Source organism: Bradyrhizobium sp. 14AA, assembly GCF_054185205.1.
Map to the genome: position 1 here is coordinate 250129 of NZ_JAVAYM010000006.1, position 20891 is coordinate 271019.

Genomic DNA, 20891 nt, shown 5'->3' on the forward strand with positions numbered 1-20891 from the left:
GCGATCATCGAGTGCGAGACCGTGACTGAGCCGCTGTTGCCGCCCGAGGTGGGCCGGGCCTTCGATACCTTTCCCGCGCCGATGCGCAAGCGGCTGCTTCAGGTGCGCGATCTGATCTTTGCGACAGCTGCCGCGCATGACGAGGTCGGCCGGCTCAGCGAAACGCTCAAATGGGGTGAGCCCGCTTATCTGACGGATGAGACGGGCAGCGGCTCAACGATCCGGCTCGGACGCGTCAAGGATTCTGCGCACGCCGCCATTCTGTTCAACTGCAAGACGACGTTGGTCGACACCTTTCGCGAGCGCTTTCCCGATCGGTTCGAGTATCGGCAGACGAGGGCGTTGCTGCTACCAGTGGCAGGCAAACTGCCGAAGCGGGAGCTCACGGTCTGCCTGTCGCTGGCGCTGACGTATCATCTGGATCGGCGGGGCAGGAAAGCGCGATAAAGGCCGCAGACCTGTAGCCCGGATGAGCGAAGCGATATCCGGGACGTTGCAGCGCGCGCCGCTTTCCCGGATGTCGCTTCGCTCATCCGGGCTACGAGACTGACGTCTTGGAAATGGCGGGGCTATCCGCCTCAGCGCAGCGCTGCCGTCCGCACGACGAAGGACGTCGTCTCGAGCTTCGCGGTGGCGCTGCCCGAGAAACTGTCGCAGGTCAGGCCCTGCATCGGATCGTCGGTGAAGCCCATGGCGACCACGGCTTTCGGCTTGACGAAGTAGGCACGCATTGCGGCCGTGTCGAGCTCGCCCATCAGCGTGACCGACATCGCGCGGCTGGCGCTCGGCGACAGCATCACGATCTTGAGCCAGATGCTTTCGCCCTTGGCGGCCGAGAGACGGGTTGCGGTTGCGACCATGCCGTCGACGCTCTTGCCGACCACCGTGTTGATCTCGGTCGCCTGGGCAACGCTGCGGGAGGCGGGACGGGCGGAACGCGGGATCGGCGCGGAGGCGGCAACGACGTTGGTGCGATCGACCGGGGAGGCGGCCGGTGCGTAAGCCAGGGCCTGAAGAGTTGCGTTGGAGACGCTCGCGGTCGGTTGCGGATCGGTGGCGGCGGCGAGGGCCTGGCGCGCCTTCAGCGCTGCGATTTGGGCCGGCGTTGCCTGCTGCGGCGTCGCCGGGGCGTCCCAGAAGCCGCGGGCATTGATGATGTCGGCGGGAGTCTCGGGCTTGCCATCAACAGATTTGCCGGCCGCCGGCTTGTCAGCCACGGGCGCGGGCTTCGGCTTGGGCGGCGCGACGATCTGGGCGTCGGCGGAGGCGAGCTGGAGGGTAGCAGCGACCTGCGGCTTGGCGCGCGGCGTCGGCACCGGATCAGCCGGCTTGGCTGCGGCTGCGACCACGGTCGGCGCTGCCGCCGGCTTCGCGGCCGGGGCGGGCGCGCCCTCGTCATCCTCGTCGCTGCTGCTGGCAGCCGGGGCTGACTTGCCCTTGAACAGGGCGGCAAAGAAGTTCGGCTTGCTGCCGGAATCGTCACCGTTGCCGCGGCGCTCGATGTCGGCCCTGGCGAGCTCATAACCCTTCAGCGGCGTGCCGTCGGTCGGAACATGAACGGTGCGGCCGTCGGGGAACACGCGGGCCAGCTGGTCATGCGTCATGCGCGGCCAGTGCCGGATGCTGCCGGTGTCCAGATGCACGAAGGGCGAGCCGCTGGTCGGATAGAAGCCGACGCCGCCGCGCTGCAGGCGCAGGCCTGCGAAGCGGATCTGCTCCAGCGGCACGTTCGGAATGTAGAAGTCCATCGCATGTCCCAGCATGTGCTGGCTGAAGCGCGCCACGCCCGAGGAGCGGCGGCGGAGCATGGCGTTGGTGGCGGGGGAGCGGTAGGAGGAGATGATCTGGATCGGCTGCTTGCCGTCGACGTCGCGATAGACTTCCCAGAGGATGTCGAAGAGGTGACGGTCCATGACCGTCTCGTCCTGGGTGCGCCAGTCGCGCAGGAAGTGGTTGAGCGACTTCAGCGCCGCCTCGTCGTAGCGGCCGTCGCGCTTGAAGGTGACGGTGAGGTCTTCGCCGGAATGGGTGTGGTGGAAGGAGAGGGTCTTGGTCTCGTTCAGCGCGGCGGCGTTATGAACCGAACCGGCGGCAGCAAGCAGCAATACGGAAGCAAGGCCGATCCGGGAACCGGCCTTCACTCCCGCATGGGACAACGACAGCACAGCGAATTGGCGTGCGAGACCGATCAGCACGTATGAGCCCACCCAGTCGACGAGCGTTCAAATGGACTCTCCCGCCAACCCCGTTAGCGCGCGAAAGAGGGTGAACGCTTTCTTAAAGCGAGAAGGTTAATTTGAGGTTGACCTTCCCGCCCCCAAACCAAGTCAGAATACAAACCTAACCGGTTGAGTGTGGCAAAAAAACGCCCGCTGCCCGAGGTCAGGTGGAGAATGGTTAACGTTAAACGCCCCCATCCCAAGGATGGAGGCGTTGATATCATTGTATAATTTCAGGAAAATAGGGGCCGCAGCGACCTCAGCGGGTAAACACCCGCTGCGGCGGTCGACGGCCGACAGGGGCCGGCGGCGGGGTCGGGGCTCCGAACAGACGCTCGAAGAAGTTCGGACCGGAGGAGCCGAAGCCGCCGCCATTGTTGGCCACCGCCACGCCCGAGGGCAGCGTCGTCGCCGGGCGCGAATAGCTCGGCTGCGAATGCGCCACCACGTTCTCGAGGTCCTTGCCGCGGCCGTTCTTCAGGATGTTGATCATAGTCGCGTCGCGGCCATAGACATCCTTGCGGAATTGCAGCTTGCCGCCATCATCCACGAACGCGGTCTGATACGTGATGTTGACCGGGATCGGGGTCGGGAATTTCAGGTCGATCTCGCTCTTGCCGTACATGCTGCGCACGCGCTCCGGCGTGTACTTCTCGTTCGGCATCGCGATGTTGAGCAGGACGGACGCGTACTGATCCGGGTTCTGCACGCGCATGCAGCCATGGCTGAAGGCGCGATCGTCCCGGGCGAACAGGTTCTTGTCCGGCGTGTCGTGCTGATAGACCAGGAACTTGTTCGGGAAATTGAAGCGGATGCGGCCGAGCGCGTTGGCTTCACCCGGCGGCTGCGAGATGTGCACGGAGCCGTCGCGGTTCTGTTCGAGCTTGAGGCCCATGCGCTGGAGCACGGTCGGGTCCTGCTGAAGCGCCGGCAGGTATTCGTTGTAGACGATCGACGGCGGCACGTTCCAGGTCGGATTGACCGTAATGTACTTCATCGTCTCGGTGAGCAGCGGGGTCGCATGCGTGCCCGGCTTGCCGGTGACGACGCGGGTGGTCCAGACCTGCTGGCCGCGCTGCATCACCTTCAGCGTGTAGTCGGGAATGTTGAGGATGACATAGGCATCACCCAGCGAGGGCACGCCGAGGTCGCGCGGCAGCCAGCGCCAGCGCTCCATGTTGACCAGCACCACGTCGATCTGCTTGTCGCGCTTCGGCGTGTTGATCGCCTTGACCGTCTTGTCGTCGAGGATGCCGGTCGCCTTGAGCTCGGCGCTGTTCTGGAATTTGCGCACGGCTTCGGCGACGGTCGCGTCATAGCGGGTGTCGCTGGCGTTCTCGGTGATGCCGAGCTTGGCGCGCAGCTGCGGCACGCGCGAATCTTCAACGACCATTTCAGCCTGCTTCTTGCCGGCCGGGGTGTACTTCAGAGCCGGGCCGTCGGCGATCTCGACCACCGGGCCGCTGCCCTGGCCGCGGAGCTCCGCGAGCTTCGCCTTCAGCTCCTTGTAGAGCTTCTGCGGCGGGTTGTAGCTGTCGAGCGCGGCGGAGGCGTCGGTCGCGGTCGTGACCTTGGCGAGCACCTCGCCCGGGTCGACCGGATGTTCGGGATAGAGGATGTCGCCGCTGACCTGCGACCAGTGCATGCGGCCGCTCTGCGCCTGGCGCGCATAGTCGAACATGCTGGCGGTGAGCTTCAGCTCGGCATCGGCCAGCGCGTCGGGGTTGGTGGCGGCGGCGAAATCCGGCACCGGATAATCGGTGGGATTGAGGCCGTCGGAGGCGGCATCCTTCAGCCGCGCGATGACGCCCTTGGCCGCAGTGGTCAGGCTGCCGCCTTGCGTCCAGACCGGCGCGAAGTCGCGTGCGCCGTAAAACTTCTCGATCGCCGCGCGCTCGTTCTTGCGGTCGAAATGGCGCGAGGTCTTGGCGCCGATGAGGTCCTTGAGCTTGTCCGCAACCGGCTGGTCGGCGGCGGGAACGTTGCTGGCGGCCTTCACGGGCTCGGCGGCAGGAGCCGCTGCAGCGGCGGGTGCCGCGGGCGCAGCCGGCGTTGCCGTCGCAGTGTCGGCTTTGGCAGGCTCGGCTTTGGCGGGCTCGGTCTTCGCGGTCTCACTGTTCGGCGCCTCGGGCGCGGGCGTGGTCGCGACGTCGGAAGGCTTGGTCTCGACCTTGTCGGGGGCCGGTGCGACTTCGGCCTTCACGGGCTCCTTGGCAGCTTCCCTCGGCGCGTCCTGAACCGTGGCGGTGGTGTCGAGCTTGATGTCGGATGCGGTCGGAGGCGGGACGTTGGCGGGCTCGGGGCGCGGGATCGCGGCTTCGATCGCGAGCTCGGCAGCGCTGCTGCGCGCCTGATCCTGCGCCAGCGCCGAGCTGGCCGATACCGTGAGGAAGGTCGCCGCGACCGTCATCAAGACACGGTCAAAGCCTGCACGGTGGTTCAAACAGTCACGCATTGTGTCGCACCCCTCGGGTGAACTGTCCCTCGTGGAACAGCTTCGTTATCGTCTAGTGAGTTTTCGGCTAAACCGCGCCGGCCTCTCGAAAGTTGCACGCCTGCACGCAACGATTCATACGCAGACGATATACAGGCCCCGGTTTTGCAGCCAGCGCTAACCAGGACAACTCACGCCAAACTGACTTCAAGGGAGCCTCTTGGCAACGGATTGTGCGCTTGCCCTAAGCGCTTTTCCCTGTGTCTGTCACTTCCAAGTCACGGTTCAAGCGGCAGTCGAAATCTCTCGTCATGCGAACGGCTTAGAGCGGTCTCGCGCCGACGCGCGAACCTCCGTTCGCATGAGGCTCAGTGCGTCTCCTCACCGCTTTTCCCGCCATGGCCGGGAACCCCGGCTTCGTCGAGTTTGCGATAGAGGGTGGACCGGCCGATTTTGAGGCGGCGGGCGACCTCCGACATCTGTCCGCGATAGTGCGAGATCGCGAAGCGGATGATCTCGTTCTCCATCTCCTCCAGTGGGCGGATATCGCCGGTCGGGGTCAGCATGGAGAGAGTTCCCGCCGCCGGGAGCGGGACGATCGGTATTTCATTACCCGATACCAGCGAGGGCGCCGCGATCGACTCGAGCATCAGCGGTGCGGTCGGAATGTCCGTCGTGGGGTGCGGCTGCGAAGCGAGGATGGGAAAGTCGCCAAGACCGAGCTGGTCGCCGTCGCTCATCACCACCGCGCGGTAAACCGCATTTTCGAGCTGACGGATGTTGCCGGGCCAGTCGAGCTGGGCGAGATGGGCCACGGCCTCGCCGCTGATGCCGGCGATGGGGCGGTTTTCCTCGGCGGCAAAGCGCGCCAGAAAGTGCCGCAGCAGATGCGGGATGTCCTCGCGCCGGGCGCGCAGCGAGGGGATCGTCAGCGGCAGCACGTGAAGGCGGTAGAACAGGTCCTCGCGGAAATGGCCCTGCTTCACCCGTTCCAGCAGCCGGCGATTGGTCGCCGAGATGATGCGGACGTCGACCTTGACGGGCTTGCGTCCGCCGACCGCCTCGACCGCGCCTTCCTGCAGCGCGCGGAGCAGCTTGACCTGCGCGGTCAACGGCAGCTCGCTGACTTCGTCCAGGAACAGCGTGCCGCCATGGGCCTCGACGAACTTGCCCGTGTGCCGGTCGGTGGCGCCGGTGAAGGCGCCCTTCTCATGGCCGAACAGAATGGACTCGACGAGATTGTCAGGGATCGCGCCGCAATTGACCGCGACGAACGGCTTGGCCTTGCGCTCGCCGCTGCCATGGATGGCGCGCGCGAACATCTCCTTGCCGACGCCGGACTCGCCCTCGATCAGCACGGGGATCGACGAGCCCGCCGCCTTCTGCGCGGCGCGCATCACGCCCTCCATCGCCTCGGCGCGCGTGATGATGTCGGAGAAGGTCAGCCGGCCCTCGCGGCTGTGACGGATGCGCTGCAATTCGCCCTTGAGCGCAGACGCATTGAGTGCGTTGCGCAAGGAGACCTGGAGCCGCTCCAGGCCGACCGGCTTGACCACGAAATCAGCCGCGCCGGCGCGCATCGCCGAGATCACGTTGTCGATGCCGCCATGGGCGGTCTGCACGATGACGGGGACGCTGAGGCCGGCTTCGCGGATTTTCGTCAGCACGCCCATGCCGTCGAGGCCGGGCATCACCAGATCGAGGATGACGCCGTCGATGGCCGGCGCGTCGGGGGCGGTGAGGGCGGCGATCGCGGCGTCGCCGGACTCGACGACGATCGTGTCATAGCCGCATTTCTGCACCATGTTCTCGACCAGCCGGCGGGCTACAGCGTCGTCGTCGGCGATCAAAATACTGGCAGCCATGGTGTTCCCCGCACGCTACTACTATCTGTCTCGAATCGGGGCACTCTGGCCGAAGCCGATTAACACACTCTTAAACCTTGATGCCCCCGCCCGCCGCCGCGCTTGTTGAACACAGGTTTCCCACACAATGAATTCGCGCTCCAAGTCTGCCTTGACGAAGTCTGCTCTCCGCAAGCCAGCCACCAAGACATCCGCTGCCAAGAAATCTGCCGCCAAGAAATCCGTTGCCAAGGCAAAGCCCTCCAAGCCTTTACTCGCCAAGCCTTCACTCTCCAAGTCTTCACTTGCCAAGCCTTCGTCCGCAAAACCTGCGAGCAAGACCGGCAAGCTTCCGGAGTGGAACCTCGCCGATCTCTATTCCGGGATCGATGCGCCGGAAGTGGCGCGCGATCTCGACAAGATGGATGCCGACTGCGTCGCGTTCGAGACCGACTACAAGGGCAAGCTCGCAACAGGGACAGCAAAGGAAGATGGCGGAAAATGGCTCGCGGGAGCCGTGCGCCGCTATGAGACGATCGACGATCTCGCCGGCCGTCTCGGCTCCTATGCCGGTCTCGTCCATGCCGGCGACAGCGTGGACCCTGCGATTTCAAAGTTTTACGGCGATGTCTCCGAGCGGCTGACGGCCGCGTCCACGCATCTTCTGTTCTTCGCGCTCGAGCTCAACCGCGTCGATGACGATATTTTGAACCGCGCGATGCAGGCCGCCGAGCTCGCGCATTATCGTCCGTGGATCGAGGATCTGCGCAAGGAGAAGCCGTACCAGCTCGACGACAAACTCGAGCAGCTTTTCCTGGAGAAGGCGCAGACCGGCTATTCCGCCTTCAACCGGCTGTTCGACCAGACTATTTCGGGCCTGCGCTTCAAGGTCGGTGCCAAGGAATTGGCCATCGAGCCGACGCTCAACCTGTTGCAGGACCGCGACGGCGCCAAGCGCAAGAGCGCGGCCGAGGCGCTGGCGAAGACCTTCAAGGCCAATGAGCGCACCTTTGCGCTCATCACCAACACGCTCGCCAAGGACAAGGACATCTCCGACCGCTGGCGCGGTTTTCGGGACGTCGCGGATTCCCGCCACCTGAACAACCGCGTCGAGCGCGAGGTGGTGGATGCGCTGGTCGCCTCCGTGCGCGCGGCCTATCCGAAGCTGTCGCATCGCTATTACGCGCTGAAGGCGAAGTGGTTCGGCAAGAAGCGGCTCGCTTATTGGGACCGCAACGCGCCGCTGCCTTTTGCTGCGACCGATGTCATCGGCTGGCCTGACGCGCGGAACATGGTGCTGACGGCCTATCGCGGCTTCTCGCCTGAAATGGCCGACATCGCCGAGCGTTTCTTCACCGATCGCTGGATCGATGCGCCGGTGCGGCCGGGCAAGGCGCCGGGCGCGTTCTCGCATCCGACCACGCCGTCGGCGCACCCCTACGTGCTGATGAACTACCAGGGCAAGCCGCGCGACGTGATGACGCTCGCCCACGAGCTCGGCCATGGCGTGCACCAGGTGCTGGCGGCGAAGAACGGCGCGCTGATGGCGCCGACGCCCCTGACGCTGGCGGAGACCGCGAGCGTGTTCGGCGAGATGCTCACCTTCAAGCGGCTCCTGGCCCAGACCAGAAATGCGAAACAGCGCCAGGCGCTGCTCGCCGGCAAGGTCGAGGACATGATCAACACCGTGGTGCGGCAGATCGCGTTCTATTCGTTTGAGCGCGCGGTCCACACCGAGCGCAAGAACGGCGAGCTCACCGCGACGCGGCTCGGCGAGATCTGGCTCTCGGTGCAGGGCGAGAGCCTGGGGCCCGCGATCGAGATCAAGGCGGGCTACGAGAACTACTGGATGTACATCCCGCACTTCATCCATTCGCCGTTCTACGTCTACGCCTATGCCTTCGGCGATTGCCTCGTGAACTCGCTCTATGCGGTCTACGAGAACGCGGCCGAGGGCTTTGCCGAGCGCTACCTCGACATGCTCGCCGCCGGCGGCACCAAGCACTATTCCGAACTGCTGCGGCCGTTCGGGCTCGATGCCAAGGATCCCAAATTCTGGGACGGCGGGCTCTCGGTCATCGCCGGCATGATCGACGAGCTGGAGGCGATGGGCTGAGGCAACGACCTCGGCCCAAGGCTGCTTTCGAAGATGCCGCGCCGGCGTGAGTTCCGGCGCCTCGCCATGCAGCGGGTCGCGCGCGCCTACGCTGTGGGATTGAACGTTTGCATCCCCGGCGAGACTAATTCCCATAAGGCTATTGTTTACAATCATTGATTGCCGGTGCTCCGCCGCCCTGGGGAGGCGCACATGCTCGATCAGGTCCAGCCCACGCAGCCCGTCGAAGCCCGGGCGCCTCGGTCCGACGAGGAGATGCCCTGGTGCGAGAAGCATCACCAGATCGTTCGCGACGAGATCGAGGCGATCAACACACGTCGCGAAGCGACGCGTCAGATCTGCACCGATGGTCTGCAATCCTGCCAGATGCTCGACGCCACCGGGCTCGCATTGTCAGGCGGCGGCATCCGCTCCTCGGCGCTTTGCCTCGGCGTCCTTCAGGCCCTGAACCACCACAATCTGGTTCGGCGGATCGACTATCTCTCGACGGTCTCGGGCGGCGGCTATATCGGCACCTCGCTCAGCGCGACCATGACGGTCACCGGGCGTTTCGTGTTCGGGGAAAGACCCTCGGGCGGCACCGCGACCGCGAACGAGATCAGTGATACGCCCGCGGTCGGGCATATCAGGAATTACTCCAACTACCTGATCCCCGCCGGCTTCCGCGATCTCCTGACCGGCATTGCGATCGTGGTGCGCGGACTGATCGCCAATATCGGGCTGACACTGCCCGCCGTGCTGCTGCTCGCAGCGGTCACGATCTGGTCGACGCCGCTGCGCAGCTGCCTGACCGTCGCAAATTTCTTCGGAATCGACATCGCCGACGGTGCTTCGCCGCAATGTGAACTGCATCATTTCGGCTGGATTGCGGACCGCTTCGGCTTCACGGCGATCGGCGCGATCGTCGCGCTGGGGCTGCTTGCCTGCGGCGGAATAGCCTATCTCGTCTCCCGCGCCGAGCGGGGCACGGGTCCGACCGTCTTCTTCACCTATGCCGCGGCAATCGCGTTCCTGCTCGGCATCGCCTGCGACTTCGCGCGCGTCCTGCAGATCAGGAATTTCGCGCTGACGCTGGCAACGGCGATCATCGGTGTCGGCCTGTTCTTCGGCTGGGCGCTCAAGCAGTCGTTTGCGAGTCCCGAGAAGCGTCAGGAGTTTCGCTCGCATTGGCCGACCGCCGGCGCGACCTTCCTGGTGTTGCTCACCGCGATTGCGTTCGTCGAGTTCCAGCCGTTCATGCTGTCGCAGATGTTCGATGTCGTCGACAGCCACGCGATCGGCGGGCCGGTCGGCGGTGTCGCAGTCACCTGGATCAAGTCGCTCGCCGCGATTGCCGCACCGATCGCCGTATTCGTCACGGCCTTCAGACAGCAATTCGCCGAATTCCTGAAGGGCAACAGCGTATCCTCGCAATGGGGCTCGCTCTTGCTCAAGATCGTTGCCAAGGTCGCGTTGTGGATCGCCGGCCTGGCGCTGCCGCTGATCATCTGGGTCGCCTATCTCTATTTGTCCTATTGGGGCATCGCCAACGATCCGCTCGAGAAGTGTCAGGCGCCCCTGACCGTCCTTGCGCAGCGGAGCTGCCTGGCCGCCAACAAGTCGACCGTGCCGGCGTCCGGCAATCTGGCGGGCAAGATCCAGTTCGATGCGGGCGCGGGCACCTTCTCGGCCGAGATCACGCCACAGCCCGCCGCAACGACGGCGACGACGGATTGGTTGACGCCGGTCTCCCACGTTCCGGCCTGGCTCAGATTCGCCGCCAGCAACGTCGCAAGACAATTCGACTGGTCCGATCAAGGCTCCGGCTACGCGCACAGCCTGCCGGTGGTGATCCTCTATACGCTCGTCGGCCTGCTGCTGTTTGCGATCTCCTGGTCTCTGACGCCCAATGCGAATTCGCTTCACCGCCTGTACCGCGATCGGCTGAGCAAGGCTTTTCTGTTCGACCCCGGCCGTGCGGCGGACGGCGACATCGCGCGCGCCGAGGCGAGCCTCGACCAGGGGCGGGATTTCAAGCCGCTCGACCGCATGAAGCTGAGCGAGCTCTATGCGGTCGCGAATGACGATGCCGTGGTGGGCTATCGGCGGACCGGGCCGAAGCTGGGAGCGCCCTATCATCTCATCAACACGGCGCTCAACATCCAGGGGTCGGACTTTGCCAACCGGCGCGGTCGCAATGCGGACTTCTTCGTCTTCTCGCCGCTCTATGTCGGCAGCGAGGCAACGCGCTACGCCAAAACGGAGGCGGTGGAGCGTCTGGAGCAAAGCCTCGACCTCGCCACCGCCATGGCGATCTCGGGGGCGGCGGCGTCGTCGAACATGGGCTCGAGCTCGATCAAGGCGCTGACGCCGACGCTCGCGCTGTTGAACGTGCGGCTCGGCTACTGGCTGAGCAACCCGCGCTATGTCGAGGCCGCCGTCCGGCCGCAGCGCCGCTCCACGCCCTTGTTCCTGTGGTCGGAGATATCGGGCCGTCTCTACGAGAACAGTGACGGCGTCTATCTCACCGACGGCGGTCACATCGAAAATCTCGGCGTCTATGAGCTGCTGCGCCGGCGCTGCAAGGTGATCGTCGTGGTCGACGCGGAAGCCGACGCGCCGATGAATTTCTCCTCGCTGATGAAGCTCCAGCGCTATGCCCGCATCGACCTCGGGGTCCGGATCGATCTGCCCTGGACGCCGATCCGCGACCGCACGCGCGCCATCATGGCCGAGAATGCCGACAGGACGTCCGCACGGGCAACCCGCGACGCGCCGGACGAGGCTGCCAGGGACCACGTTCACGTGGCGATCGGCGTCATCGACTATGGCGGCGATGACAAGGGCTATCTCGTCTATATCAAGTCCTCGCTCTCCAGCGACGAGAACGATTACATCCGCGACTATGCGCGGCGTCACGACACCTTCCCCCACGAGACCACCGGCGACCAGTTCTTCTCGGAGGAGCAGTTCGAGGTCTATCGTGCGCTGGGCTTCCACATGACCCATGGTTTCCTGGCCGGCGACCATCCCGTGGCGGTCGGTCCCGGCACGGCGCCGCGCACGGCCCGCTTCACCGAGGCCGGCGAGGAGGCGATCGACGCGGTCCGCGAGGCGCTCGGTCTTGCGGTGCCCGAACGACGGGCCGCGAGCCCCGCCGTCACGATGATCGATCAGGGCTGAGCTGCGCGGGAGCCCCGATTCCCGGCAATCGGAATTCCAAATGACCTGATTTGCGGCAAAACCGCGCCCGCCTGCCGTTGCCCTGCCGGAAAGTTTGCGGTATCCCAGCCAAAGAATTCGACTTTCGACTGGGGACAATCCATGGCTGACCATAGCGAAGTGGCGTACAGCACCGCCGACGGCAACGACTACGTTGCCCACGAGCAGACCTATGAGGGCTTCATCAAGCTGGTGAAGTACGGCACGGCCTCGGTCGCGCTCATCGTGATTCTGATGGCGATCTTCCTGACCTGACCTGATCGATCGGCAGCTGCACACGTCAGTGGCAGCAGTTGCTCAGAATATTTGCATCCAAGCCGGTTCTAAAACCGGTATCGAACGCTGCGGGAGTAACGCTTAGTTTTGCGCGCGCGCTGTCCCGCGCCGCCGGAGGGCCTATGAAGATCGCCGTTGCCAAGGAAATCGATCCGTCGGAGCCGCGCGTCGCCGCTTCGCCTGATACGGTGAAGAAGTTCAAGGCGCTGGGCGCCGAGATCGCCGTCGAGCCGGGCGCCGGCCTCAAATCGGGCCTGCCGGATTCCGAATTTACCGCTGTGGGCGCCACGGTCAGCGCCGACGCGCTGAAGGACGCCGACATCATCATCAAGGTGAAGCGTCCCGAGGCCTCCGAGCTTGCGCAGTACAAGCGCGGCGCGCTCGTCATCGCCATCATGGATCCCTATGGCAACGAAGCCGCGCTGAAGACGATCGCCGATGCCGGCGTTTCCGCCTTCGCGATGGAACTGATGCCGCGCATCACCCGCGCTCAGGTGATGGACGTGCTGTCGTCGCAGGCGAACCTTGCCGGCTACCGCGCCGTGATCGAGGGCGCCGAGGCCTTCGGCCGCGCCTTCCCGATGATGATGACCGCCGCCGGCACCGTGCCCGCGGCCAAGGTGTTCGTGATGGGCGTCGGCGTCGCCGGCCTCCAGGCGATCGCGACCGCGCGCCGTCTCGGCGCCATCGTCACCGCCACCGACGTACGCCCCGCGACGAAAGAGCAGGTCGAATCGCTCGGCGCAAAATTCCTCGCGGTCGAGGACGAGGAGTTCAAGAACGCGCAGACCGCGGGCGGCTACGCCAAGGAAATGTCCAAGGAGTACCAGGCCAAGCAGGCCGCGCTCACCGCCGAGCACATCAAGAAGCAGGACATCGTGATCACCACCGCGCTGATCCCGGGCCGGCCGGCGCCGAAGCTCGTCTCGGGCGAGATGGTCAGGTCGATGAAGCCCGGCTCGGTGCTGGTCGATCTCGCCGTCGAGCGCGGCGGCAATGTCGAGGGTGCGAAGCCGGGCGAGGTCGTCGACCTCGATGGCATCAAGATCGTCGGCTACACCAACGTCGCCGGCCGCGTCGCGGCCTCGGCCTCCAGCCTCTATGCCCGCAATCTGTTCTCCTTCATCGAGACCATGGTCGACAAGACGGAGAAGAAGCTCGCCGTGAACTGGGACGACGAGCTCGTCAAGGCCACCGCCCTGACCAAGGACGGCGCCGTGATCCACCCGAACTTTCAGCCGAAGGCCTAAGGAGACCCGTCATGGAACACGCTGCACAGGTCGTCGACCCCTTCATCTTCCGGCTGTCGATCTTCGTCCTCGCCGTCTTCGTCGGCTATTTCGTGGTGTGGTCGGTGACGCCGGCACTGCACACGCCGCTGATGAGCGTGACCAACGCGATCTCCTCGGTGATCGTGGTCGGCGCGCTGCTGGCCGGCGGCGTTGCGAATGTCTCGAGCGGCTCGGGCTGGGCGCGCGCCTTCGGCTTCGTCGCGCTGATCTTCGCCTGCGTGAACATATTTGGCGGCTTCCTTGTCACCCAGCGCATGCTGGCGATGTACAAGAAGAAGTCGAAGTAAGCGGCCACCTCGGGCTGATGGGATCAATGGGGACCTGAGATGAGCGCCAACCTCTCTGCATTTTTGTATCTCGTGGCGGGAGTGCTGTTCATCCTGTCGCTGCGCGGGCTGTCGAGCCCGGCTTCGTCGCGCCAGGGCAATCTGTTCGGCATGATCGGCATGGCGATCGCCGTCGCCACCACGCTGGCCAACCATCCGCCGGCAGACGGTCTCGCCTGGGTGCTCGTCATCGTCGGCATCGCCATCGGTGCCGCGATCGGTGCCGTGATCGCCCGCCGCGTGCCGATGACCTCGATGCCGGAACTGGTCGCCGCCTTCCACTCGCTGGTCGGCATGGCCGCGGTGCTGGTCGCCGCCGGTGCATTCTACGCGCCCGAAGCCTTCGACATCGGCACGCCCGGCAACATCCATCCGCAGAGCCTGGTCGAGATGTCGCTCGGCGTCGCCATCGGCGCGCTGACCTTCACCGGCTCGGTGATCGCATTCCTGAAGCTGTCCGCGCGGATGAGCGGTGCGCCGATCATCCTGCCCGCCCGTCACATCATCAACATCGCGATTGCGGTGGCGCTGGTGTTCTTCATCGTCCGCCTGGTCCTGACCGGCGGCGCGCTCGACTTCTGGCTGATCGTCATCCTCGCGCTGGCGCTCGGCGTGCTCATGATCATCCCGATCGGCGGCGCCGACATGCCGGTCGTGATCTCGATGCTGAACTCCTACTCCGGCTGGGCCGCGGCCGGCATCGGCTTCACGCTCGGCAATTCCGCGCTGATCATCACCGGCGCGCTGGTCGGCTCGTCGGGTGCGATCCTGTCCTACATCATGTGCCACGCGATGAACCGGTCCTTCATCTCGGTCATCCTCGGCGGCTTCGGCGGTGAGACCGCGGCAGCCGGCGGTGGTACGGGCGAGCAGAAGCCTGCGAAGCTCGGCTCGGCCGACGACGCCGCCTTCATCATGAAGAACGCGCAGAAGGTCATCATCGTGCCAGGCTATGGCATGGCGGTGGCGCAGGCCCAGCACGCGCTGCGCGAAATGGGCGACATCCTGAAGAAGGAAGGCGTCGAGGTGAAATACGCCATTCACCCGGTTGCGGGCCGCATGCCCGGCCACATGAACGTGCTGCTGGCCGAAGCCAACGTGCCCTATGACGAGGTGTTCGAGCTCGAGGACATCAACTCGGAGTTCGCACAGGCCGACATCGCCTTCGTGATCGGCGCCAACGACGTCACCAACCCGGCGGCCGAAGAGGACAAGACCTCGCCGATCTACGGGATGCCGGTGCTCCAGGTCTGGAAGGCCGGCACCGTGATGTTCATCAAGCGCTCGCTCGCCTCCGGCTATGCCGGCATCGACAATCCGCTGTTCTACCGCGACAACACCATGATGCTGCTCGGCGACGCCAAGAAGGTCACCGAGAACATCGTCAAGGCGATGTAAGACCAGCGAGCGGACCGTGGCCATCAACAGGGAATGGCACCGGTCCCAACGCATGCCGCCCAAGGCGACGCGCGAACAACGCGTCGCCTGGCACGCCGCTCACAAGCAAGTGTGCATTGCCGCGACGTTCCGGCGAGCCTCCGGCCCGACGTCATCAAATTGCTGCGGAGCCGTCGCAAGCCCTAGTCTGGATCGGGGGCAGGCCACGCAATGATCACCATCGCCAAATGGACCGTCGTCCTGCTCGTGGCCGTCTATTGCGCCGGTCTCGTCGTGCTGTACGTGAGGCAGCGCGAGATGCTGTTTCCGATCCCGCCGGTCGGCCGCACCGCGCCTGATGCCGCCGGCCTCCCCGAGGCGGAAGAGCACGTCCTGACCACGTCTGACGGCGAAAAAGTCATCGTCTGGCACGTGCCAGCCAAGCCCGGTCGCCCCGTCGTCCTCTATTTCCCCGGCAACGGTGATTTTCTCGCCGGTCCTGTCGGCCGCTTCAAGGCGATGACGGCAGACGGCACCGGCCTCGTCGCGCTGTCCTATCGCGGTTACGCAGGTTCGACGGGCGCGCCGAGCGAGGAGGGACTACTGCGCGATGCCGCGGCTGCCTATGCCTTCACCACCGCCCGCTATGCGGCGGAACGGATCGTCGCCTGGGGCTTTTCGCTCGGGACCGGCGTGGCGGTCGCAATCGCCTCCGAACATGCCGTCGGCAAGTTGATCCTGGAGGCGCCGTACACCTCGACGGTCGATGTCGCGGCCTCGGCGTTCCGCTTCGTTCCGGTCCGTCTCCTGATGCGCGACCGGTTTCGCTCCGACGAGCGGATCGCGCGCGTCACGGTGCCGCTCCTGGTGATGCATGGCACCAATGACCTTGCCATTCCGACCGTGTTCGGAGAGCGTCTGTTCGCGCTCGGGCATGAACCGAAGCAGTTCGTTCGCTTTGCGGGCGGCGGACACGACAATCTCGATGCCTTCGGTGCGATCGAAACGGCGAGGCGCTTCATTGCTTCCTAGACGGCTCGCTCTTCGGCGCGGAAGCGTGCTCGTCGCCGCAATCCTGGCGCTGTTGCCGCAGCAGGCGTGGGCGGCGACCGGGCTCGACGGCGCTGCGATGCGCTGGCCCCATGCGCTACCCTTTGCCGGCCTGTTGCTGTCGATCGCGCTCGGGCCGCTGCTGTTTCCAAAATTCTGGCATCACCATTACGGCAAGGTCGCCGCGGCCTGGTCGCTGCTGGCGCTCGGCTCGCTGGTCTGGCTCGCGGGAGACGAGGCGATGCTGGCCGCGCTCGTCCATGCCATGCTCGCCGAATATCTCGGCTTCATCGTGCTGCTGTTCTCGCTCTATGTCGTGGCCGGCGGCATTCTCATCAGCGGCGACATCAAGGCCACGCCGGCGGCGAATGCCGGCATCCTCGCGCTCGGCACGCTGATGGCGAGCGTCGTCGGCACCACGGGGGCCGCGATGATCCTGATCCGCCCTTTGATCCGCGCCAACCGGCCGCGGCGCCACAACGCCCATGTCGTGATCTTCTTCATCATCCTGGTCGCCAATGTCGGCGGCGCGCTAAGCCCGCTCGGCGATCCGCCGCTGTTCGTCGGCTTCCTGCACGGCGTCGACTTCTTCTGGACCACGCGGACCATCTGGCTGCAGACCGCGATCGTCGCCGGGCTGCTGCTCGCGATCTTCGTCGCCATCGACCTCTGGCGCTTCCGCAGCGAGCCCAAGCCGAGCGACGCAGGCCCCGCGGAGCCGATCCGCATCCGCGGCCTCGTCAATCTCACGCTGATCGCGGCCATCGTCGCGAGCCTGCTGGCTTCGGCGATGTGGAAGCCCGGCATTGCCTTCGACATTCTCGGAACCAGGCTGGAGCTGGAAGACGTCGCCCGCAATCTGGCGCTGCTGGCCATCGCAGCCCTGTCGGTGTGGCTGACGCCGGACGAGCACAGGCAGGCCAACGGCTTCACCTGGGAGCCGATCCGCGAAGTCGCCAAACTGTTCGCGGGCATCTTCGTCGCCATCATCCCGGTCATCGCCATGCTCGATGCCGGCCATCATGGCGCGTTCGCCTGGCTGTTGTCGGCGGTGACGGCGCCGGACGGCACGCCGCGCGAGGTCGCCTATTTCTGGTTCACCGGCCTGATGTCGGCGTTCCTCGACAATGCACCGACCTATCTGCTGTTCTTCGAGCTCGCCGGCGGCGACCCGCAGGTGCTGATGCACGCCCTCTCCGGTACGCTCGCCTCGATCTCGATGGGAGCGGTCTACATGGGCGCGCTCACCTACATCGGCAACGCGCCGAACTTCATGGTGAGCAGCATCGCCAGCGAGAACGGCATCGAGATGCCGAGCTTCTTCGGCTATCTCCTGCGTGCCGGCGCGGTGCTGATCCCGCTGTTCCTGCTGCTGACATTCCTGCCGGTCGCCCCAATTCTGCACTGGCATTGAATCTGCCGGCTGATTTGCTACTGCTCGCTTCCAGTAACTGGAGCCGATAGATGAGCGCGCATAATCCGATGCCCCGGTCGGCCTTGATCTTTCCGGCGCTGGCCGTGCTGTTGTTCGCGGCCGTCAGCGCGACCGGCTACGTGTTCACGCTGTCGCTGAGCGGGCTCGCCTTCGCGGTCGTCCTTCTGGTCATCCTGTTCGGCACGGTGTTCGCCGCGGTCCATCATGCCGAAGTGATCGCCGAACGGGTCGGCGAACCCTACGGCACGCTGGTGCTGACGCTCTCGGTCACCATCATCGAGGTGGCGCTGATCACCACGATCATGCTGGGCGACAAGCCTGCTCCGGAACTTGCGCGCGACACCGTGTTCGCCGTGGTCATGATCGTCTGCAACGGCCTCGTCGGGCTCTGCATCTTCATCGGCGGCCTGCGCTATCGCGAGCAGGGCTTTCAGCTCTCCGGCGCCAACGTCTATCTCAGCGTCCTGTTCGCGCTCGCGACCATCACGCTGATCATGCCGAACTACACGACCACCACGCCGGGCCCGGTCTATTCAGCGGCACAGCTCGGCTTCGTCGATGTGGTCACCCTCGCGCTTTACGGGGTGTTTCTCTACACCCAGACCGTCCTGCACAAGGATTACTTCGTCCATGAACGGGCGGAGGGCGGGGGCGACGAGGCGCATCTGTCGGGCCGGACGTTCGTGCTCAGCATTGTGCTGCTGCTGATTGCGCTGCTGGCGGTCGTGCTGCTCGCCAAGAAATTCTCGCTCGTGGTCGACGCCGTCGCGGTCAGGATCGGTGCGCCGCCGGCCTTTGCCGGCCTGCTGGTCGCGCTGCTGATCCTGATGCCGGAAGGTGTCGCGGCCGTCTCGGCGGCGCGCAAGAACGACCTCCAGAAGAGCATCAACCTCGCGCTGGGCTCGTCCCTGGCGACGATCGGGCTGACCATCCCGGCCGTCGGCGTCGCCACCTACGCGCTCGACAAGGAGCTCGAGCTCGGCCTCAACGGCCAGGGGAGCGTCCTTTTGCTCCTGACCTTCTTCCTGAGCATGCTGACCTTCGGCACGGGCAGGACCAACGTCCTGTTCGGGCTGGTCCATATGGTGGTATTTGCGGTCTACGTGTTCATGGTTTTCGTGCCCTGAAGCGCGACGTCCCCAGGAGAGGTTCCAGATGCTTGCCGCCAAGTCCGAGGTTCAAGTCGACAACGAGCAGGTCCGGGTGACCGAATGGCGGCTTGCCCCGGGCAGCGCCACCGGGCATCACACCCACGGCATGGACTACGTGATCGTTCCCGTTGTCGCGGGGCAAATGACCATCGTGGCGCCAGGGGGCGAGCGGTCCAGGGCGCAGCTTTCGGCCGGAAAATCCTACTTTCGCAAAGCCGGCGTACAACATGACGTACTTAACGAAACCTCAACCGAGATCGTGTTCCTTGAAATCGAGCTGAAACCGTAGATTGGCGGTCCTGTTTGCCATCGATCCGTCGCAGTTGATCCCTCACAATGCCCGAAAGTTCCCGCATCAGATCGCGCGGGGAGTGGCCGAGAAATGTTGAAATACCTCGCTAAAATCTCGATGGATATTTTCCCCTCGGTGCTCGCGACGATCATCGGGGCGTACATCGTTAACCACTACATCAACGCCAAGCCGGCGGTTGATGCCCCCACGGCCGTCACAGCGCCTGCCGAGGCCGGCAAGAACGGCAAGCCGGCCGACGTGGCCAACCTCCCGGCGCCCGGCGTCAAGGCCAAGGGAGTCTCCGAGAAGAGCGTGACGGACAAGTCGGCTGCCGATCAGCCGGCCGCCGAGCCCAAGACGTCCGAGTCCAAGACAACCGAACCCAAAACGACCGAGCCCAAGGCGGCGGACGTGGCTCCGGCCGAGACCGCCCCGCGCGGCAAGTCGTCCGCGCGCGAGAAGGCGGTCGCCAAGTCGACCCCGGCCGCCACTGCTCCCGCTCCTGCCGCTCCGGTGGTGGAGGCCAATTCGACGCCGGCCGCTGCCGCTCCGGCCGCAGCCCCCGATGCCAACGATCTCGTGCGGGCCGCGATCGAGCGCCTGCGCAAGTCGCCGGAGGGCAAGTCGGCCGAGACCAAGTCGGCCGAGCCCAAATCCGCTGAAACCAAGCCGGTTGAGAGAGCTCCGGAGCCTGCGGTGCGCGAAGCCGTCCGCACCCCGGAGGCCCCCCGTGTCGTGACTGTGGAGCCGTCCGCGGTCCGTCCGCTGCCGCCGCCGATCACGGTGTCCACGCCCTCGCCCGAGGCGTACGGCAATGGCGGTTCGTCGCCGTCCTACACGGCCTCGGTCGGCAACGACGACCCGAATCGAATCACGCCGCCGGCTGACATTCCCGTGCCGGTGATCGCGCCGCCGCTCGACCTGCGTGCCGATGCCGGCGCAACCATGCCGCGGCCGAAGAAGACCAACGTTGCGGACGAGATGCTGTCGGGCATGAAGTCGATGTTCCACTCCGTCCTGCCGAAGAGCTCCACCCCCGATTAAGGCAGTATCTGCCGCGCTGTCAGCCGCCGACGCGGGCGAGGCCGCTGCGGGCGGCGTCGTCGCGTGGGCGAAGCGAGACGGCTTTGGTGTAGGACGCCGCAGCCTTGGCGCGATCGCCCAGCCGCTCATAAGTCTGCCCGCGCGTGGTCCAGACCTGGGCGTTGTGCGGATCGGCCTCGGAGGCTTCATCGAGGTCGGCTGCGGCCTCCTTGGCCTTGCCGAGCGCGAGATAGCTGACGGCGCGGCCGAGCAGCGGCTCGACCTTCTGCGGGTTAAGCCCGCTCGCGGCGCTGAAATCGGCGATCGCGAAATCGTGCTGGTTATTGCTCTGGTAGATCAGGGCGCGGCCATACAGCGCCTGCGCATTGTAGGGATCGAGTTCGACCGCGCGATTGAACTCGCCGAGCGCTGCGGCCGTCTCGCCCGACCTGGCCAGCGCCTGGGCCTTTGCCGTGTGGACCTGGGCTTCGGTGACGTTGCCGGCGCTGACCGCGTTCTCGGTGGTCGCGGCTGCCTTGGGCGCCTCCTGCGGCTTGTCCTTCTCCGGCATCAGCGATCCGAGGTCGAAGGAGCAGCCGCACAGCGCAATCCCCATCAAAGCCAGCGCGAACGGTTGCCGCCAGATATGGCGCAGCCGCGCCAAGCCGCGTTCGGGGAAAGGGGAGGCCATCTACGGTTCGCTCGCGCTAGAGCATGATCCGGAAAAGTGTGCAGCGGTTTTCCGAGAAGATCATGCTCAAACAACAATCTAAAGCGCGACGACGATCTGTTCCAATCGCATCGCGCTTCAGGCCGCATGGTAGTGCCCCGTCCCAGAAAGGCACCGCTCACAAA

Annotated in this window: 16 protein-coding genes; 12 read left to right on the forward strand and 4 right to left on the reverse strand. The window is 65.3% G+C overall.

The window, feature by feature from the left end:
* Positions 1-21: 21 nt before the first annotated feature.
* Positions 22-447 carry a DUF1801 domain-containing protein gene (locus RAD15_RS14405; protein WP_458178587.1) on the forward strand — a complete coding sequence of 142 codons (426 nt, stop codon included), beginning with the start codon at positions 22-24 and terminating at the stop codon, positions 445-447.
* A gap of 131 nt (positions 448-578) precedes the next feature.
* On the opposite strand, the gene RAD15_RS14410 is transcribed toward RAD15_RS14405, so the two are convergent.
* The 3 genes from RAD15_RS14410 to RAD15_RS14420 form a co-directional block, all read right to left on the reverse strand.
* Positions 579-2195 carry a DUF882 domain-containing protein gene (locus tag RAD15_RS14410; RefSeq protein ID WP_458178443.1) on the reverse strand — a complete coding sequence of 539 codons (1617 nt, stop codon included), beginning with the start codon at positions 2193-2195 and terminating at the stop codon, positions 579-581.
* Between the two features lie 283 nt (positions 2196-2478).
* Positions 2479-4674 (reverse strand): L,D-transpeptidase family protein, encoded by a 2196-nt coding sequence (locus RAD15_RS14415; RefSeq protein ID WP_458178445.1) that lies wholly within the window; start codon positions 4672-4674, stop codon positions 2479-2481.
* Positions 4675-5021: 347 nt separating this feature from the next.
* Positions 5022-6518, reverse strand: a complete 1497-nt coding sequence (locus RAD15_RS14420; RefSeq protein ID WP_458178447.1) for a sigma-54-dependent transcriptional regulator — start codon at positions 6516-6518, stop codon at positions 5022-5024.
* A 127-nt stretch (positions 6519-6645) separates the two neighbouring features.
* Here RAD15_RS14420 and RAD15_RS14425 point away from each other — a divergent pair, with 127 nt between their 5' ends.
* The 11 genes from RAD15_RS14425 to RAD15_RS14475 all read left to right on the forward strand — a co-directional run bounded on the left by RAD15_RS14425 (position 6646) and on the right by RAD15_RS14475 (position 20057).
* Positions 6646-8613 (forward strand): M3 family oligoendopeptidase, encoded by a 1968-nt coding sequence (locus tag RAD15_RS14425; protein WP_458178449.1) that lies wholly within the window; start codon positions 6646-6648, stop codon positions 8611-8613.
* A 192-nt stretch (positions 8614-8805) separates the two neighbouring features.
* Positions 8806-11775 carry a cell division protein gene (locus RAD15_RS14430; RefSeq protein ID WP_458178451.1) on the forward strand — a complete coding sequence of 990 codons (2970 nt, stop codon included), beginning with the start codon at positions 8806-8808 and terminating at the stop codon, positions 11773-11775.
* Positions 11776-11916: 141 nt separating this feature from the next.
* Positions 11917-12069 (forward strand): aa3-type cytochrome c oxidase subunit IV, encoded by a 153-nt coding sequence (locus RAD15_RS14435; protein ID WP_018317799.1) that lies wholly within the window; start codon positions 11917-11919, stop codon positions 12067-12069.
* 143 nt (positions 12070-12212) lie between these two features.
* Positions 12213-13340 (forward strand): Re/Si-specific NAD(P)(+) transhydrogenase subunit alpha, encoded by a 1128-nt coding sequence (locus tag RAD15_RS14440; protein WP_458178453.1) that lies wholly within the window; start codon positions 12213-12215, stop codon positions 13338-13340.
* Positions 13341-13351: 11 nt separating this feature from the next.
* Complete coding sequence (locus tag RAD15_RS14445) at positions 13352-13669, forward strand: proton-translocating transhydrogenase family protein (protein WP_018317801.1); 318 nt, start codon at positions 13352-13354, stop codon at positions 13667-13669.
* A 39-nt stretch (positions 13670-13708) separates the two neighbouring features.
* Entirely contained in the window at positions 13709-15106 is a 1398-nt protein-coding gene (locus RAD15_RS14450; RefSeq protein ID WP_211389879.1) for an NAD(P)(+) transhydrogenase (Re/Si-specific) subunit beta, read from the forward strand.
* 210 nt (positions 15107-15316) lie between these two features.
* On the forward strand, positions 15317-16117 hold the full coding sequence (locus RAD15_RS14455; RefSeq protein WP_458178456.1) for an alpha/beta hydrolase: 801 nt from the start codon (positions 15317-15319) through the stop codon (positions 16115-16117).
* On the forward strand, positions 16071-17549 hold the full coding sequence (locus tag RAD15_RS14460; RefSeq protein ID WP_458178458.1) for a sodium:proton antiporter: 1479 nt from the start codon (positions 16071-16073) through the stop codon (positions 17547-17549). Before RAD15_RS14455 ends, RAD15_RS14460 begins: the two co-directional genes overlap by 47 nt.
* Positions 17550-17599: 50 nt before the next feature.
* A complete protein-coding gene (locus RAD15_RS14465; RefSeq protein ID WP_458178460.1) occupies positions 17600-18697 on the forward strand; it encodes a calcium:proton antiporter in 1098 nt (365 codons plus the stop codon).
* Between the two features lie 28 nt (positions 18698-18725).
* A complete protein-coding gene (locus RAD15_RS14470; protein ID WP_458178462.1) occupies positions 18726-19010 on the forward strand; it encodes a cupin domain-containing protein in 285 nt (94 codons plus the stop codon).
* Positions 19011-19103: 93 nt separating this feature from the next.
* Positions 19104-20057 carry a hypothetical protein gene (locus RAD15_RS14475; RefSeq protein ID WP_458178464.1) on the forward strand — a complete coding sequence of 318 codons (954 nt, stop codon included), beginning with the start codon at positions 19104-19106 and terminating at the stop codon, positions 20055-20057.
* A gap of 19 nt (positions 20058-20076) precedes the next feature.
* Here RAD15_RS14475 and RAD15_RS14480 read toward each other — a convergent pair whose 3' ends face one another.
* Entirely contained in the window at positions 20077-20727 is a 651-nt protein-coding gene (locus tag RAD15_RS14480; protein WP_458178466.1) for a tetratricopeptide repeat protein, read from the reverse strand.
* Between the last annotated feature and the right edge of the window lie 164 nt (positions 20728-20891).

Excerpts from the sequence above, each read along its gene's own strand:
- RAD15_RS14425 (WP_458178449.1), top strand. The coding sequence starts at position 6,646 with ATGAATTCGCGCTCCAAGTCTGCCTTGACGAAGTCTGCTCTCCGCAAG.
- RAD15_RS14445 (WP_018317801.1), top strand. The coding sequence starts at position 13,352 with ATGGAACACGCTGCACAGGTCGTCGACCCCTTCATCTTCCGGCTGTCG.
- RAD15_RS14460 (WP_458178458.1), top strand. The coding sequence starts at position 16,071 with ATGCCTTCGGTGCGATCGAAACGGCGAGGCGCTTCATTGCTTCCTAGA.
- RAD15_RS14450 (WP_211389879.1), top strand. The coding sequence starts at position 13,709 with ATGAGCGCCAACCTCTCTGCATTTTTGTATCTCGTGGCGGGAGTGCTG.
- RAD15_RS14470 (WP_458178462.1), top strand. The coding sequence starts at position 18,726 with ATGCTTGCCGCCAAGTCCGAGGTTCAAGTCGACAACGAGCAGGTCCGG.
- RAD15_RS14420 (WP_458178447.1), bottom strand. The coding sequence starts at position 6,518 with ATGGCTGCCAGTATTTTGATCGCCGACGACGACGCTGTAGCCCGCCGG.
- RAD15_RS14480 (WP_458178466.1), bottom strand. The coding sequence starts at position 20,727 with ATGGCCTCCCCTTTCCCCGAACGCGGCTTGGCGCGGCTGCGCCATATC.
- RAD15_RS14465 (WP_458178460.1), top strand. The coding sequence starts at position 17,600 with ATGAGCGCGCATAATCCGATGCCCCGGTCGGCCTTGATCTTTCCGGCG.
- RAD15_RS14435 (WP_018317799.1), top strand. The coding sequence starts at position 11,917 with ATGGCTGACCATAGCGAAGTGGCGTACAGCACCGCCGACGGCAACGAC.
- RAD15_RS14415 (WP_458178445.1), bottom strand. The coding sequence starts at position 4,674 with ATGCGTGACTGTTTGAACCACCGTGCAGGCTTTGACCGTGTCTTGATG.
- RAD15_RS14430 (WP_458178451.1), top strand. The coding sequence starts at position 8,806 with ATGCTCGATCAGGTCCAGCCCACGCAGCCCGTCGAAGCCCGGGCGCCT.
- RAD15_RS14475 (WP_458178464.1), top strand. The coding sequence starts at position 19,104 with ATGTTGAAATACCTCGCTAAAATCTCGATGGATATTTTCCCCTCGGTG.
- RAD15_RS14440 (WP_458178453.1), top strand. The coding sequence starts at position 12,213 with ATGAAGATCGCCGTTGCCAAGGAAATCGATCCGTCGGAGCCGCGCGTC.
- RAD15_RS14455 (WP_458178456.1), top strand. The coding sequence starts at position 15,317 with ATGATCACCATCGCCAAATGGACCGTCGTCCTGCTCGTGGCCGTCTAT.